Raw genomic sequence first — 16,926 nt, 5'->3', positions numbered from 1 at the left:
TTCTGCCATAATCACCCCAAAATACTAGCATGCATGAGCTTTTTCTACCGAAAAGCTGGTACTTTTTTAGAATCGAAAAACGCTAAAACCTATATCACCCAATGCTTTGGTATTTAATCAGCAAGCCCTAATTAGACATAAATATTAATCGTCTTCTGAATTCTCTTGAGACTCTCAAATTTTCCCCTACTCCTTAATAAAGCGGATTATCCAACAAGAGTGTTTTGCTCAATTATCTGTTCCGGAACAGTTTGCAGAACTATCTCACCTCCCTTACAAAAATCACAAATTGAACTGCAGAATGTAGATTCTATTACTCCTTAATAAAGCGGATTATCCAAGAAGAGCGTTTTGCTCAATTATCTGTTCCGGAACAGTTTGCAGAACTATCTCACCTTCCTTACAACAATCACAAATTGAACTGCAGAATGTAGATTCTATTACTCCTTAATAAAGCGGATTATCCAAGAAGAGCGTTTTGCTCAATTATCTGTTCCGGAACAGTTTGCAGAACTATCTCACCTTCCTTACAACAATCACAAATTGAACTGCAGAATGTAGATTCTATTTCTGAATAATCTTCGGGTTTTCTAACCATTGACGAAATTCACGGAGTAAAGCATTCTCTCCTTTTTCTCCTCGCCTAATGAGAAAATTTAAAATAACTGACTTGGATAAAATTGGCAAAATATTTGACTTTTCTTGCTCCTGATAACTCCCATTTTCCAAACAATAAATAAATAAGTTTGCTCCATCAAATCTCCATATTTCTCGGATACCTAAAGCAGCATAAATTGTTAAACGGTCTAAAGAACTGCTGGTAATATCAATTTCAATTACTAAATCTGGAGGTGGGTCGTGATTAAAATCAAATTTAATTTTACCTCGTACTAATTCCTCATTGGTGATGTAATAACATTCATCTGGTTCAACCCCTTTTTGTAAATCTTTTCGGCTTAATGTTGTCGAACCAAGACTTGATATTTCTAATCCTAATACTTCTGTAGTTGTTTGTACCAGTCGTCCTAAAAAACCTTTATTAATTTCATGTTCTGGTAAGGGAGTCATAATTTCTAATGCACCTTGGTCGTAGGTCAATTTTTTACCGGGATTTTCTACTAAATCTAACAATAATGCTTGATAAGTTTCCCATCTAATTCCCATTAATAGGGTTGTATTTTCTGGTTTTAATAGAGTTTTAGTCATAGTCATTTCAGTTATCAATTAAATAAATCATTCAAATAATTCTCTCTATTCAAAATTACCTTGAGAATGTCTGACAAAAATTTCATCTTGAATAATGTTTCCAGTGCGGGCATCTTGCCCGCGTGGGTGTACCTCTAAATAAATCATTCAAATAATTCTCTCTGCTCAAAATTACCTTGAGAATGTCTGACAAAAGTTTCATCTTGAATACTGCCATAGGTGTTTTCAATAAATTCATGCCAAGACTGATTTTCAGGTTGGTTATTATCTTGAATTAAATTAATCATTGTCCCCAAAACCTGTTTTTCTTCTGGGGTTAAGTTGTTAATTATTTCTGCTAGGAATTTAACTAATTTTAAATCCATCAAAACCTCTAATAATTACTGCGTAAAGATAATTTAGAGACTATTAAAACTAGCTGTTCAGTTGTCATATATTCAAAATTAATTATGATTTGCTGATTTTTTTTAGGTAGATCAGAGAAAAATTATCCCTTGATTTTTCTGCCCTTTTCCGACAAAAATACTAACTTTTTGCAGCTCTAGAGACTGAAAAATTGGCACTTTTTTCGACCGACAAAAAGCTAAAGCCTTTATCTATCAACCCTTTGAAAGTTAATCAGCAAACTCTAGGTAACTAGCTATTATAAAAAGCTGAATCCATGCCAAGAGAAGCTTCTTTTGTAACATCACCATCAAAAAGCTTGACACTAAGATTTCCATTTACTTGTTTAACAAATGGAATTAATAAATTATCAATATAATTTTGTGCATTTTCTACAGAATCAAATTCGTAAAAACCACCTACACTATTGGTATTTAAACCACTCAACCAAGTTTTTGATTTTAACCCTGGAAATTTTTTCATGTCTACATTAATAGGTTCCCAATTAATTTCAGTAAAAGGAATTGATACTTGGTATTCAGCATATATGAAGATTTTACTCATTGGTTTAACTCCAAATTAATTTTTTACTTAGTTTAGAACGTTTTTGGTTTTTACTACTTATTTTAAATTCATAAAAAACTCTAATAATTACTGCGGGAAGATAATTCTGATTTTTTTGGCGCTATGAGGAGTTTAACCCCTAACTGCAACGTTATAGTTTTTGTCAGTTGGGTTCCTGATTTTAGATGAGGGTTTGGAAACCAAACTCCTACGGTAATGTTTTCTGATTTTTTAGCGCTATGAGGGGTAAGACCCCTAACTGCAACGTTGTAGTTTTTGTCAGTTGGGTTCCTGATTTTAGATGAGGGTTTGGAAACCAAACTCCTACGGTAATGTTTTCTGATTTTTTAGCGCTATGAGGGGTAAGACCCCTAACTGCAACGTTGTAGTTTTTGTCGGTTGGGTTCCTGATTTGAGATGAGGGTTGGGAAACCAAACCCTACGGTAATATTTTCTGATTTTTTAGCGCTATGAGGGGCAAGACCCCTAACTGTAACGTTATAGTTTTTGTCGGTTGGGTTCCTGATTTGAGATGAGGGTTTGGAAACCAAACCCCTACGGTAATGTTTTCTGATTTTTTAGCGCTATGAGGGGCAAGACCCCTAACTGCAACGTTATAGTTTTTGTCGGTTGGGTTCCTGATTTGAGATGAGGGTTTGGAAACCAAACCCCTACGGTAATGTTTTCTGATTTTTTGGCGCTATGAGGGGTTAAACCCCTAACTGCAACGTTATAGTTTTTGTAGGTTGGGTTGAGGTAACGTTAGCGCCAGCTTATCCGTTAGGATAAACCCAACTCTAACTACCTGTTTTGAATTTGGTATGGCTTTGTTGGGTTTCACTGAGTTCTACCCAACCCTATTACAAATTGATTAATGTCACTTATTGCTACATTTATCAAAGGAAAATCTAGGAGGTTGAATAGAAAAGTAGAAGTACCTCACAACAAGAGGTGGCAATGCAATTTTTTGATACTGATAAATAGTATCTGAGCGATCGCCAATCAATGGATTATCAAAAACTGATAAATGGTATCTGAGCGATCGCCAATAAATTGATTATCAAAAACTGATAAATAGTATCTGAGCGATCGCCAATAAATTGATTATCAAAAACTGATAAATGGTATCTGAGCGATCGCCAATAAATTGATTATCAAAAACTGATAACTGATAACCGAACTGTGCCAGGTATCAAAAATGCTGAAATAAAGAAAATTCGTAAAATTGAGTTCCTAAAAGTTTTTTCTCTTAATGGCTGAAACGCTTATATGTTATAGTCTACAAGTCTCTGTGCGAGCAACACCCACACCCCACTCTCAGGTACCATCCACACCTCCCTCCAAAAGTCTGCTATTTCCGAAGGCAAAGTCCCCACAGAATGCATATCTAAGCGATAAGTTAGGTCATCCCAATACAACCATTCTCCTCCTTCACGCCATCCAACTTCGTTGCCGAACGCTTCCAATACTTCCTCATTATATTCTTTCGTACCACCCACGCTCTGATAAATTTTCTTTTGGACGGAAAATCCAAACTTACCATGACTATATTTTACCCAAAGTTGGTCTATTTCTCTCAGTATTGAAAGTGGAATCTCCTCATAAATATCATGTCTGTCAATATCCTTGAATGCCATTACTTGATAAAAAATAAATGCTGTCTCCTCATCAGCTTTTATCCATTCACCTTGACACAAATATTCTTCTAATTGAACATATAAATTATCCTCTGATAGTTCAGTTTTGCTTTGCCTAAGTTCAGACTCATAAGCTTCATCAACTTCAGAAAAATCAGCATCAAGCATTTGATAAAACCCCTGTCGAAATCTCTGAGGATTTTCTTTGTTAGCAAACATTAACCGGAAAATCTCACGCCATTTTTCCTGGCTTCTATTGTCTCTCCTTCCCCACACCTCAAACAACTTTTTCAAACCTTTTTTATACAAAGAATAAACTTCAGGAACTTCTGGCAATTTAATACTCGAAATAATCCGAGGTAAAATTCGCGAAACTCGATAAACACGCTCAGATTCTTCTACTTCCGAACTAACCTCTATCAAACCTAAATCTATCCCTCTCTTCAGTTGTTCTTTATAACCAGAAATCGACTCACAAACCGCCTCTAAAGCTGACATTGGTACAGGAATTTCAAACACCAAACAATGACTCAATACCTGAACAATTTTTTGATCAATTTGTGCATAAAGTTCAGACCAAATCACTTTTCCTTGCCAATCTTCAGAACTAGATTCAAGCTTACTTAACCTGTTATCAATATCCTCACAAGAAAGCACATCTTTATCCAACCATTCCAATAAACGAGGATTTCCATCGGCAAGTTTTAATGCTCTTTCGATTAACTTTTCATCAATTTTTCCAGAATTAAAATTCTCCAGACGTTTCAATTTTTTATCTAAGTCAGCTTCGCGAAATGGCTTTAATCCTTGCACCCAAAATTCACTTAATAATTGATGTTGAAATTTATAACGACAAGTAATAATAATTTTTTCCCTCGCACCTACTTCTTGAATTGCCCAAACCAAAGCATTCAAAACTTCTGCTGCTTCAGGTTTCAAAACATATCCACCTTCACGAGGTTCGAGATTCCATTCAAAGTCATCAAAGAGGAAAAGAAAAGGTTTTTCTCCTGCTTCAATCAAACTTTCAAACAAATCTCGCAACCTATATTTAAGCTCATATTGATTATCTTTTAAAGCAAAACGTAAGTCAGCATATCTCAATTTATCTGCCAATTTTTCTACTAAATTCGATTTATCAATTTGTCGCCACCATAAAACCTTTTCATATTCCGATAAACGTTCCCAAAGTCGAGAAGCAATAGTACTTTTTCCTAAACCCCCCATACCATGAATTAATACTCCCAACTTATCATCTAACTTAAAAGCACGGAGACAATTTTGTAATTGACGGCGACGACCAACAAAATCTTTACGAGTAGCAACCCTAAGTTTACCTTCTGGGTCTCTAAATTCAATAGTTTTCTGATAACGAGGTGCAGGTTTCCGACCTGGTTTTCTCAAGGGAGTTACTAACGCTCCCGGTAAACTACCCGCCACATAAAGTCGTAATTTATGCCAGTCTCTAGTATTTACCTCAATTAATTCCTGGTAAGTTTCCGCTAATGCTTCGGTTACTCCCTTACCAGAGGACAACCCCTGATATAGCTTTCCTGCTGCTGTTGTTGCGTCTGTATCTAAAACCCGATCGCCCCATCCTAAAACTGCTGTTGCACCTTGACTTAATAAAGATTCTGCCATTGACGGAATATTCCCCAGATATAAATATCCACTCCGACAACCCGATAGAAAAATTAGTTTAGGGTGCTGAAATTGTAATTCTGTGGCAATATCTTCCGCACTGCTATATTCTGCTTGTCCATATTCTGTCTCAGTAATAAAGCAAGGTTTCTTATCCTCAAAAGTTGCATGACCTGTGAGATGAACAACATCAAAAAAATTCTCTTCGTGACTTTCCACTAGATAACCTAACTCAGTCAAACAACCACTTTCTTCTACTTCTAAATAAAGAGGTGTTCTTTTAGTTGCCTCTAAAATACTTCTCTCCTCCGCTTCAAAATCAAGTTCCGAAAAATGGTCTCCCATATTGCGGGGGAAACTTGCCATAAACACAACATTTAATGCTCGGTTATGAGGTTGATTTTGAAAATAAAGTTGTTGACTATCCGTCACCCAACTAACAGGAATAATAGCAGGTTTACGCTGAACTAAAAATCCTTTACCATCATGTAGCACTTCCCAAGGTAAATGAGCTAATCTTTCTGAGGTAGAAATAGCTAAAACAATTCCTTCCCGTCGATATTTATCGAGTTCTCTTTGCAAAATACGGTCATTTCCATCTAACCAGTTATAAATAATTTGACCAGTTTTGGCGTAGTCGCCTGGCAGTCTAGTGTAATAGTTTGCCTCTGATTTTTCGATTAGAGCGGAAATTTCTGTCAGAGATAATTGATAAGATTGGTAATCATTAGGATTATTCCAAAAGTATCGAAATTGGGCATAATCATCCCCTATTAATTTCAAGTTTAGGTGAAGAATTTGCATAGCTATTTTCTCAGAAACTTTCCAAAATATCTTTAATTTGTTCTACAGTTGCTTCTTCCAGTAAAAGTCGTTTTTCTCCAGAAACAATTTCGACCTTCTTTAGTTTTGTCTCATGTTTTTTTTAACACTGAAAAATCTTCTCTGCAATGGTTAAAGTATTAGAGTTGTTGGGAAATAACTGAGGTTAGTGAAAAATGAAAACTCAAACTGATCAATTTTGGTTATTGATTTTATTATTTATGCTGCCATCAGGTACAAGTTCCATAATCCAGTCGCTGTTAACATTAATTTGTCATCAAAATCATCCTTGTGATTACGGTAAATCTGATTGACAGAGCCATAGCGCTTGACACCTGCAAAGGCGTTTTCACATATTACTCTAGATTGACTCAATTTCCGATTTTCGGTCTTTTGTAGCTTTCTTATTTTTTATTCTTATTTACTAGCTTTTTTGATAAAGAAAAGCCAGTAAGTAAAATTCCTAACATAACAATAGATTTTGAAGAAGTATTTTCATTAGTGCTACGATGTATTACTTCTGCACCAAAATTATCAATAGAAAAGATTGGATCACGAGGTATAAAAGTCTGAAAGTTTACTGCTATACGTTCTATTTTCTTATCAGTATTGTTAGGCGGGTTAAGTTTTGGAATTACTATATCATTTATTATATTTGGAATATTATTTGTATCACCTGAAGCAGTTCCAAAATCGTATTTCCATTTTCCATCTTTTGGAATCCAATCAATTCTAAAAAAACCTTTAAAAGCATCAATTTCACTACAGGGTTGATCTAAATGTATTATCTGTTGACGTGTATTCGCGAAATCTATACTTACATTAACACGAATAGCACAGTTTTTTTCATTTTCATTAAGTAATAATGAATTACCGGAACTCTCTACTAATACTTCGTCTATTAATACCGTTAAATCAAAGTCTGAAATAGTATCACTTTCTCCTGAAAAAACTTCAAATTTAAGACCTTCTCCTATCAAAAAATCAGACATAGAAAAGTCCATTTTAATCCATTGAGCATCAGGAATTACTTCATCTAAAAATATATCAACTCCATCACCTATATCATTAACTGTTACATTTAATGTTCCTGAAGATTCTTCAATAATTCCATTTTCTAAAGGCCTGTAGATAGAAGAATCTATGATTCCATCACTAAAATTATCTTCAAAAGATGCTCCATAAGCAATAGGAGTTATTGTAAAAGCTGTCATTAAGCTTGCTAAAAAATAAATCTTCTTTAACATTATTTTTCTTTTTATTAATTAAGAGTTTCAGAATGAGACTGTTCTACGTTCCATTAATTTTCAATCTACATCTAAATTATCTCACAGTAATTTCACGGCGATTATTCACTTTTCTGTTCACTTTTTTTATTAAATTGTTCACTTTCTGTTCACTTCCTGTTCACTTTTTCATTTAAAGCGTTCAGTTTAGAAAATAGATTTCTTTACAAGATAGAGGTAAATATAAAGTTGACCTATATTAGAGTTGTTGGGAAATAAAGTAAAATAAGCCAAGAAAAAATTGGCGTTTAAAAAGGAGAATTTGGTCCGGTGGCCAATTTATTCTTTCTTATTTCCCAACAACTCTAATAAAAAAAACCGGAGAGTGACAGAAGAGGGATAATTGCCTTCCCCATCATATTGAGTGGATACAATTATTCATTATTAATTACCGTCCACGCTCGTAAAACTTCTGCAACACTCCACGCTTGAGCAATACAACCACGGGGTGTCATCGGTTCATTTCCATCAAAAATTTCACTGATATTGCCAATACCATGCACTGTTAAATGCTCTGCTATCGGTTTTAATAACTCCTCAGCTTTTGCTTGGTTGTTATAAATTCGTAGATGCGCTACAGCATAATGACCAATCAACCAACCCCAGACAGTACCTTGATGATAAGCACCATCTCGTTGATAAATATCGCCTCCATAAACACCTTTGTATTCAGGAGCGTCATTCGTTAGACTGCGTAAACCATAGGGAGTCAATAGCTTGTGCGTACATATATCCATCACTTGTTTTTCCTGCTCTGGTGTCAGTAGAGGTGGATAACTAAATTCCCCGTTCCCTGGTAATGATAAGGCAAATATTTGATTCGGTCGCAAAGCAGCATCATTACCATTAGGTGTATCAACTACATCGTAACAATAACCTTCCTCTTGATTCCAGAAACGAGCAAAACCCTTTTCCTTTATCAACCTTGCCAACCTTTCATAATCTAGATTATCCTTACCCAACTGCTGGGCAAACTTATCCATGATTTGCAGAGCATTATACCAAAGCGCACTAATTTCAATGGGTTTACCAATACGCGATGTCACTACCCAATCATCTACTTTGGCATCCATCCAAGTAATTTGTGAACCTGCTTCACCAGCATAAATTAAGCCATCATCAGTATCTAACTGAATATTGTAGCGGGTGCCTCGGCGATAGTAGTCAATGATCTCTGCTAAAATTGGAAACAATTCTACTAAAAGTTGGCGATCGCCTGTAGCTTCATAGTATGCACGAACTGCTTCAAAATACCAAAGTGTGGCATCTACAGTGTTATAATCTGGTGTAGTACTACCGTCGGGGAAGCGGTTTGGCAACATTCCTTGGTCAACATACTCAGCAAAGGTGAGCAGAATAGACCTAGCGACATCAAATTGTTTTGTACAAATAGTTAAACCAGGTAAACTAATCATTGTGTCGCGACCCCAGTCTTCAAACCAATGATAACCTGCAAGGATAGTTTTGCCGTATGGATGTTTGGGGGATTTGCGATCTACAATAAATTGATTAGCTGCTAATACTAATTGGTTTATCCAGTCTGGAGTTGGTTTTGCAATAGGTTGAGCTTTTGTCTGGGTAAATGATTTCCAGAATTTAATGACTGGATTTTTTACTTCTGACTTGGGTGCTTCGACAGTGGCAAATTTTTGGATTATTTGTTGTTCGTAATTATGATGAAAAGCTAGTTCTCTCTCGCCATTAGTAGTAGCATTTTCTTTTGTGCTGGCAACTATAGTTAGAGATTTGCCTACTTCAATTTGTGCATCAAAAGTAACAGCGTGTAAGTGGTCTTCTAATTCTTGTTGACCGCGATATTTTTCTACTGCTAAATTAAATCCGTAATACCAATTATTGGCAGGTGTAGATACTAATTTTTTGTCATCTGGATGAGGGTCTGTCAGCAGATATAAGGGTGTTGCTTCAGGAAAAGCTTGTATACGGACTCCGTTTTTAATGTTTTCTGTGCTGATTTGCCAATCTTGAGCGTTGGTATGATGATGATGATCGCGATGGTTAATTAATGCTTTAATTTCCAAGTTTAAGGGTTGACTACCATTGCGCAAATTATAATGAATATAGGTGGTGTTTTCTCCTTGCTCCATCCAGATCCGTTTCTCCAATACCACGTCTGCAAATGTAAATTTCCATACTGGTATTGTTCCTTCTAGGTGGAAGCTTTCTATTTGTTGATAACCTTCTGGGTTTGCTGTACTATCAGCCCAACGGTTACAGTAAAGAGGATACTCTAGACCTTTATAATTGGCAGTTTCGTCTAGTTTTGTTAGCAATAATGTACGCCCTAATGGGGGTTTGAGTGCTGCTATGAGTAATCCATGATAGCGACGGGTTAGGATGTTAGCTACTGTACCAGAAGCGTAGCCTCCAATACCGTTTGTGACTAACCATTCGCGGGATTCAGTTATGTTGAGATTACTACAAGTTTCTCGATCGAAACTGATGACCATAAAATAAAATATTCACAATATATAAGTGCAGAGGTTTTTGTTAAAACCCGATTTCTTTATATCATATTCACGAAGGAAGAAGGAAGGAGGAAGAAGGAACAAGGAAGAGGGAAGAACAAAGGAGAAAGGAGAAAAAAGAAGGGAATAAGCAAAATACTAATACTAATTTTCTTAATTTTTTAGACAATCCAGAAGCAATATTTTAGCTACAAAATTCTATTGATTTGAAACTGGTTTGAGTTTCCAACCACACTTATGATTTTTGGTTATATTATTTTAGTTGAATAAAAAGTCATGTGTATGGGCGAACACCACCCAATAACAAAACTATATCAGAATTTTTTGTTTCGTGCAACCCTAATTCCCTTCCACCGTTGTTGGTGCTTCAGAAAATGAGAATTGACCGAACATCAAGACTTTTTGGTTCTATGTCCTGTAGAAAAAGGGCAGCAATGACACAAACATCGGACTTTCTTACCGAATAACTAAGGTTTAAAGCCTCTCCTTTAAAGGAGAAACAAGCGGTCGAGGGATGGCGAGGTCTCCTCGCCATATCCAATCGACCAAGAGAGAAAAAATTTTCCTTTTATTCAATCCTCTCCCTAAAAGGAAGAGGTAATTATCAATTATCCATTATCCATTATCAATTATTGAAGGTTCATCATCAGCATAAGTTCTAAGCCACTTGATATTTGCGATCGCATTTAGTTCTATCTACAGATATTTTTTTTGTTGAATAAAAAATCATGTGTAGGGGCGAACGCCACCCAATAACAAAAGCATATCAGAATTTTTGCTGCTGCGCAACCCTAATTCCCTCCCGCCGCGCCGCTTTTTTTTCTGAGTGCTTTCGAGAATGAAGATAGTAGTTGCCCCTCACATTAAACAATAAATTGAGCGAGCATCAACACTTACCTTCTTTCAAGAGTTGGACAAGCATCGGACTGTCTAAAGTTCATCATCAGCATCAGTCCTCAGCAACTTGATATTTATGATCGCATCTAGTAGATATTCCTTGGTTGAATAAAAAGTCATGTGTAGGGGCGCACACCACCCAATAACAAAACTATATCAGAATTTTTGCTACCGCGCAACCCTAATTCTCTCCCCCCGCGCCGCTTTTTTAAGCTTCACAAAATGATGCAATATGATTATTTTTCATTCTCTGTATTGTGGTCGCCTATCAAAACATAATTTTTAGTTGAATAAAAAGTCATGTGTAGGGGCGCACACCACCCAATAACAAAACTATATCAGAATTTTTGCTACCGCGCAACCCTAATTCTCTCCCCCCGCGCCGCTTTTTTAAGCTTCACAAAATGATGCAATATGATTATTTCTCATTCTCTGTATTGCGATCGCCTATCAAAACATAATTTTTAGTTGAATAAAAAGTCATGCGCATGGGCGAACACCACCCAATAACAAAAGTGTATCAGAATTTTTGGTGTCGTGCAACCCTAATTTCCTCCCGCGCCGCTTTTTTTGAGTGCTTCATACAATGAAAAATTTAGTAATTTCTCTTATTTAAGATTGAAGCTCTAAAATACATTTTGCTTCTAATAAAACTAAGTCTGGAATATCTAGAACTTGACAACTTTTCTGAGCATTTAACAAACTGGGAACCACACCATTTTCCATCTGCATCTTAACTACAGCAGCAGCAGTATTATTTAATTGCCTAAGACGATGATTTTTCGTGACATATTCTAAAGTCAACCCTTGAGAATCTAACAACCAAAAATCAATTCCATATTTTTCAATAAAATTTTGTACCTGTTTTAAATCAGGACTATATTGTGCTTCGATTAAATCCTGAGCTCGTTGTTTTATTTCCCGATAATATCCCTGATGATAAGGCAAAGCATATTCCGAACCTACCAATATTGAACGTTGAGCAAAAGTAGGAATATTATTAGCTTCTAATGCTAAAGAAGCAATGCGAATATCTGAAGGTTGTTGGGCTAAATATTCATAAAGTTGGGGTACTTTTCCCACTACATAATTAGTCACAGGAAAATTGTTGGTTAAAGCTGGATATAACAGGAGGAGAATTAGCACTATATATATAGATATAGTTTTGATTTTAACCGAATAATTAAGGTTTAAAGCCTTTCCATTTATGGAGAAAAAAGTGTTCGGGGGATGGATGGGTTTCCTCGCCATATCCCATCGACCAAGAGAAGAAAAAAAATCCTTTAATCTAATCCTCTTATTTATAAGAGGAGGTAATTCTAAATTCTTAATTCTTAATTCTAAATTCTTGAATACTGGTTTGGTTTTGGAGGACTGGTTGAGTAGATGAAATTTTTGCCAGACAAAATCAATTATTAAAGTGAAGGCTATGCCACCAGCTAAAGCCATGATTATTCTGAGACTATGTTGACTGTAACGACTGGGATGATGTAACCGAAATAGTAAAAAGTGAGCAGCTAAGAATATTCCGGTTGATGCTAATAATAATTCTGGTAAAAGGATGATTTTATGAGAGATTTTTTTAGCTAGGGGAAAATTTCTTGAGCTTAATAAAATGAGTAATAATCCTGCCCAAACCTGTGGAGGTAGGAAAGATTGAGATAACCATTCTGGGGGAATAATACCTGAGCGATCGCCTGTGAACCAAAAGTCAAAACTATTATTTGAAAAGAAGGAAGCTCTACCTCCCGGCCAGAATTCTGGTAATTTTTGAGCTTCAGCTAATGTAATAATCGGACTATATTCGGAGGTATTTAAAGCATAGGGTAAAAGTACGAAAAAACCTGTGGTTAAACCAATAGCTAAAATGATGAATTTTGGGCGAATTCGGAAGTGGAGAAAATCTAAGACTAAGACTGCAAGACAGAGTAAAACTCCTTGGGGATAAAATAATCCGAGCAGAGCGATCGCTACTGCAATTCCCAAGTAAGAATGTCTGAGGAAATAGTATAAGAATGCCAAAAATAAAGGATAGAAAAATGCTCTGGGGGTAGCGGAGATTAAGTCATCTTTTAGCCAGAGATTTTGATTCAAAAATAATGTGCTGAGAAATCCAGCGAGTGGCACTGGGAATATTTCTATTTCTACTCTAAAACAATAGGCAGTTGTGATTAATCCTAATAGGATTGGTAGAAATTTATTTAATAGTAAAGGTGGAATGCCGATGAGGGAAAATAATTTATAAAAATAGGTATATCCGGTGGGAGCGACAGATTGAAAATAGTCAGCAATAATATCGTTGGGAAAAAGTTGGGGATTGAGAAATCTTGCCATCCAAAAAACGTGGGAGCGAGCATCGTCCTGGACGATGTATTCATTACTAAAAGCGGGAATTATTCCTAAAATTCCACAAATTGCTGCTAAACCCAGACTTAAATAAAACCAAAATCTGACTGGAGTGGGTGCAGTTAAAAATTTATGCAAATTAATTTTTCCATAGTCCATAGATAGTTACAAAAAAATAGTTGTCAACTACTAAATTTCTATAAAAACAGCAAAAAAAATTATTTCCAGACAAAAAGTGACGGCACTCTAAAGATAAATTCTGACCTAATATAGCAACCGCCATAACTGTTAGAATTCTTGACGCAAGACAAATTCCATAGCATCCCGTAAACACTTCATATCTTTTAGGCAGCGACGAATTCTATAGCAACCGTCTGGTTGCTGTTTGACAATTGGTGGGAACATCTTGCTCGCGTTATGAATCATCATAATTACCGAAAAATTGTGGGTATGCGCCTCCCCTTGGATAGGGGATAATAAGTGGTCGATCTTCGCAGCTTCCCCGTTGGGTGGGATGGCGAGGTCTCCTCGCCATGTCCAATCGACCAAGAGAAGAAAAATTTTCATAATTAGTCAATCCTCTTCAATTCATGGAGAGGTAATTATTAATTATTAATTATTAATTATTCATTATTCATTATTAATTATTAATTATTAATTATTAATTATTCATTATTCATTATTGAACCGATGTCCTAACTATAGTGGCGACTGCTATAAATGGTATCCAAAGATATTCATTCTGACTCGGTCCTCCTAAGAAATAACCTAGTGCCGCTACGCGGAAGTTAAAAGTCAAAATTCATGCATCGAGTGCTAATTGGCGAGGTGTCCTACGGGGCGCCTACTGTGCGGAAGTAATTCCGCACACAGCCCCTCCAGAATGTAAGACGCATATCTGACAGTCAATCATTTTTGATTTGTAATTGTTTTGGGATTTTGTAACTGGTCAGTTATTTCCGCCATCCTGCACTAGTTATTTTTAGCAAATATTTATCAAATTGGTATAAAACAGAGAAATATTTTTCTCATTGTTCCTTGTTGTAGAGTAGTAGCTAGGTTTGTAAAGATTCTATGAAGACAAACACTTCGTATCTATGTAAAAACACTATAAGTAAAACTTATGGGAATGAACGTATTTATGTTATTAGATGGTTTTTACTTCTATGAATAATTAATAAAAATCAATATTATTTTGCTAATAAATAAAATTGTGACTCTCAACAATTCAGATATTAAATCTAAAAATCTGGAGAGTCTTGTGTATGAATAATTATGTTGATTTGACACTTATAATTAAGCCAATATGAAGAAAGCTAGAGTGCTTAATCTTCTATATATTGCTTAGTTTAAGGTAGGCTTTCAGCTCAGGTTGATCTTTTCTTTTTGCCTACCCTAAATCATAACTTAACCTTCCTTGCACAAAAAATTTATTAGTACAATAATAAAAATTTTATTGTTTTATTTAGCATATTAAAAACATTAAAAAAACTAATATATTTACACAAATTAAATATATGAAGTTTTCGTGAAGATACTAATTTAGTTGAATTGGCTGATTACTTTATTGTTATGGTTAGAGTTATGATTTGTAGTTAAGTGATTACACTGAATTTTTATGAAGTTGTATATAACTAGATCTAGACCTGCTAAAAGCAATGCCCTGATTAAGTTTATTCTGTGCAACTTCACATTAAATTGGTACTAATTACTTCCAGTTCAAGCTTTTGTTCAACAAGGCATTAAGCACTTAGGACTATAAGCTATAGCTGATTAACTGTTATATCCATCTGTAAGTAAAAGTTATTTGGAAGGAGAATTTGTATGAAGACACATCAAAAATATATTTTTAGCTTATTGACGGCCACAGCTATGTTGGGAGCAGGCAGTGCCCAAGCAGCTCCAATTCTCCTCGACGATTTTAGCGTAAATCAGGATGTTGGATTTCAGCCGATTGACCCTGTTATACCTAGTAACAGCCAAGTGGGACCAGATGGTTCTATTCTTGGTGGTTTCCGGGATATGGAAGTTATGGGAGATGCTGATAGTTTCCTTGAAACTCGTATGCAAGCAACTGGAGGAGTGCTTAATTTTAGTAATAATGTAGGTACTAACGGGTCTGGAATGATAGTTTGGGATGGAGATGACGACCCAACAGTAGTAGATGAAGATGGTTTGGGAGGAATAGACCTAACTGGTGGTGTTTGGCCTCTAGATCGTATATTGGTAGAAATCCTCTCAGCTGACCTTGGTGGTTTAGAGTTGGAATTTACTATCTATGACCTTGCGAACGGTGTTTCAACTCTTTCAAAGAATTTTGCCGACCCTATCACAACTCCAGAAACCGCAACTTTCCTCTTTAGTGATTTTACTGGCAATGCAGATTTCACTAGTGTTGGCGCAATTAAGTTGAATATTGATGGTCCGGCAGAAATTGATGCCCAATTTGATATGATTCAGGTTGGTAAAGAGCCTCGTGCTCGCGTTCCAGAACCTTTGACATCTCTCTGGACTTTGGCAGGAGTATCTGCATTAGCTGGACTATCTGTAAAGAAAAAAAGTTTGCAGCAGTAAATAGCTTATATTCCAAAAAGTACTTGAAGGATTTCTAGGGTGACAGACAATTTAATTTTGGTGGATTACTAGATTTTAGAATCCCTGGCAATTTCCTGAAAATAGCGTTATAATAGAAGTTGCAAAATAACTAACAACTGAGTATCGTGTTATTTCGATCCCGACTTTGAGTCATTCCTAATGGTTGCCAAGTCTTGAAAAAGAAAGCGCAAAATAAATACTCATGTGAGTTAGCCATAAATAAGTCAAAAAATAGCGCTTTGGGGATTTTCCTCAAAGCATTGCTAGATAACGCCTGCGTTGATGGATTCACACCGTCACGTTGCTATGAACGGTTTTACCTGGTTTTAGCGGGAATTGCCGGGCTTGATGTATCTGTCAACTGATGAATTCTATCAAAAAATCTTGAAAGAGAACTCCCATTATAGTATCTGATTTAATGGTGGGAGTGTAAAGGACAAAATAAGTTAAAGATTGCATTCGGTGATTCCTCTGGAGTCACCTAAGCTAGTTTTTAGAGCTTGAGAATCAGATTTTGGGAAATTTCTCTCCTGTCGCTTTTGGGTTTTTGACCTACTTCCTAGTTGACCATTACGCCTCGGTACTTTTGATTACAACAATTCGGTAGTCCTGCATCATGGTATACAGCAAATAAGGAATACCTCGCACGGGAGCAAGATGCTCCCACTGTTCTCGTAAAAAATATTGCCGAAAAATTCACAACCATTACAATGCACCACCACCAACAATTCTGATCCAATACTATTTTGTGAGTCATTTGTTATCAATGCACAGTAGAACGTTATCTACTGAGGGTTTTCCGGAGATTTTGATGATTTAGGAAAATCTTGATTATTTATCTTTAACTAATTTCCAGAGTTCGCCGAAGTTGTGAATTAATTTGAGCTGATAATTCTCTTGTGTTTCTAATTGAGAAATAAAACTATCTTCGGGGTAATTAACTGTTAAACTTAAACTGTAGAAAATAGTTGTCAAATGTAGAAAAGTATTGTAATATAAAAAAATTAATAGAAAGCCTAAATTTAGGCAGTGAATGATTTTGACCATGATAGTAGTCACAGG

11 protein-coding genes are annotated in these 16,926 nt (G+C 35.8%); 1 reads left to right on the top strand and 10 read right to left on the bottom strand.

The window, feature by feature from the left end:
* Positions 1-564: 564 nt before the first annotated feature.
* The 9 genes from F6K23_RS24245 to F6K23_RS24205 form a co-directional block, all read right to left on the bottom strand.
* Positions 565-1,206 carry a Uma2 family endonuclease gene (locus F6K23_RS24245; protein ID WP_293160562.1) on the bottom strand — a complete coding sequence of 214 codons (642 nt, stop codon included), beginning with the start codon at positions 1,204-1,206 and terminating at the stop codon, positions 565-567.
* A 143-nt stretch (positions 1,207-1,349) separates the two neighbouring features.
* Positions 1,350-1,571 carry a hypothetical protein gene (locus F6K23_RS24240; RefSeq protein WP_293160560.1) on the bottom strand — a complete coding sequence of 74 codons (222 nt, stop codon included), beginning with the start codon at positions 1,569-1,571 and terminating at the stop codon, positions 1,350-1,352.
* A gap of 271 nt (positions 1,572-1,842) precedes the next feature.
* The gene (locus F6K23_RS24235) at positions 1,843-2,154 is read right to left on the bottom strand and encodes a YdhR family protein (protein ID WP_293160558.1); all 312 of its coding nucleotides are present in this window, start codon (positions 2,152-2,154) and stop codon (positions 1,843-1,845) included.
* A 1,265-nt stretch (positions 2,155-3,419) separates the two neighbouring features.
* Positions 3,420-6,236 (bottom strand): GUN4 domain-containing protein, encoded by a 2,817-nt coding sequence (locus F6K23_RS24230; RefSeq protein WP_293160556.1) that lies wholly within the window; start codon positions 6,234-6,236, stop codon positions 3,420-3,422.
* A 237-nt stretch (positions 6,237-6,473) separates the two neighbouring features.
* Positions 6,474-6,629 (bottom strand): hypothetical protein, encoded by a 156-nt coding sequence (locus F6K23_RS24225; protein ID WP_293160554.1) that lies wholly within the window; start codon positions 6,627-6,629, stop codon positions 6,474-6,476.
* A 29-nt stretch (positions 6,630-6,658) separates the two neighbouring features.
* Positions 6,659-7,501 (bottom strand): hypothetical protein, encoded by an 843-nt coding sequence (locus F6K23_RS24220; RefSeq protein WP_293160552.1) that lies wholly within the window; start codon positions 7,499-7,501, stop codon positions 6,659-6,661.
* A gap of 413 nt (positions 7,502-7,914) precedes the next feature.
* Complete coding sequence (locus F6K23_RS24215) at positions 7,915-10,008, bottom strand: amylo-alpha-1,6-glucosidase (RefSeq protein ID WP_293160550.1); 2,094 nt, start codon at positions 10,006-10,008, stop codon at positions 7,915-7,917.
* A gap of 1,527 nt (positions 10,009-11,535) precedes the next feature.
* On the bottom strand, positions 11,536-13,428 hold the full coding sequence (locus F6K23_RS24210; RefSeq protein ID WP_293160548.1) for a hypothetical protein: 1,893 nt from the start codon (positions 13,426-13,428) through the stop codon (positions 11,536-11,538).
* Positions 13,429-13,557: 129 nt separating this feature from the next.
* A complete protein-coding gene (locus F6K23_RS24205) occupies positions 13,558-13,698 on the bottom strand; it encodes a hypothetical protein (RefSeq protein ID WP_293160546.1) in 141 nt (46 codons plus the stop codon).
* Between the two features lie 1,395 nt (positions 13,699-15,093).
* On the opposite strand from F6K23_RS24205, the gene F6K23_RS24200 reads away from it, so the two are divergent.
* Positions 15,094-15,843 carry a hypothetical protein gene (locus tag F6K23_RS24200; protein WP_293160544.1) on the top strand — a complete coding sequence of 250 codons (750 nt, stop codon included), beginning with the start codon at positions 15,094-15,096 and terminating at the stop codon, positions 15,841-15,843.
* Positions 15,844-16,695: 852 nt separating this feature from the next.
* Here the strand turns inward: F6K23_RS24200 and F6K23_RS24195 are convergent.
* Positions 16,696-16,911, bottom strand: a complete 216-nt coding sequence (locus F6K23_RS24195) for a hypothetical protein (RefSeq protein WP_293160542.1) — start codon at positions 16,909-16,911, stop codon at positions 16,696-16,698.
* Between the last annotated feature and the right edge of the window lie 15 nt (positions 16,912-16,926).

The sequence above is a fragment of the Okeania sp. SIO2C9 genome (genome assembly GCF_010672455.1).
Taxonomy (GTDB): domain Bacteria; phylum Cyanobacteriota; class Cyanobacteriia; order Cyanobacteriales; family Microcoleaceae; genus Okeania.
The sequence above is the reverse complement of the archived record's forward strand: the minus strand, read 5'-3'. Positions and strand labels throughout refer to the sequence as shown.